The organism is Caballeronia mineralivorans PML1(12), assembly GCF_001028175.1.
In the GTDB taxonomy this organism is placed as follows: domain Bacteria; phylum Pseudomonadota; class Gammaproteobacteria; order Burkholderiales; family Burkholderiaceae; genus Caballeronia; species Caballeronia mineralivorans.
Genome location: NZ_AEJF01000367.1, coordinates 1 through 310, shown reverse-complemented (window position 1 = coordinate 310; position 310 = coordinate 1). Strand labels below are relative to the sequence as shown.

Annotated in this window: 1 protein-coding gene; it reads left to right on the top strand. The window is 64.5% G+C overall.

The window, feature by feature from the left end; genetic code table 11:
• The coding region (locus tag EOS_RS43070; protein WP_152693281.1) for a polysaccharide biosynthesis protein at positions 1-310 on the top strand (310 nt) is incomplete at both ends.

Below are 310 nucleotides of genomic sequence, written 5' to 3'. Positions count from 1 at the left end.
CCGTCAACCCGACCAACGTGATGGGCGCAAGCAAGCGCCTGGCCGAGATGGCGTGCCAGGCATTGCAGCAGACCGCACCGCGTACGCAGTTCGAGACGGTGCGATTTGGCAACGTGCTGGGCAGCGCGGGCAGCGTGATCCCGAAGTTCCAGCAGCAGATTGCGAAGGGCGGACCGGTGACGGTGACGCATCCGGAGATCACGCGCTTCTTCATGACGATTCCGGAGGCGGCGCAACTGGTGTTGCAGGCCTCGAGCATGGGGCGGGGCGGGGAGATCTTTATCCTGGATATGGGCGAGCCGGTGAGGAT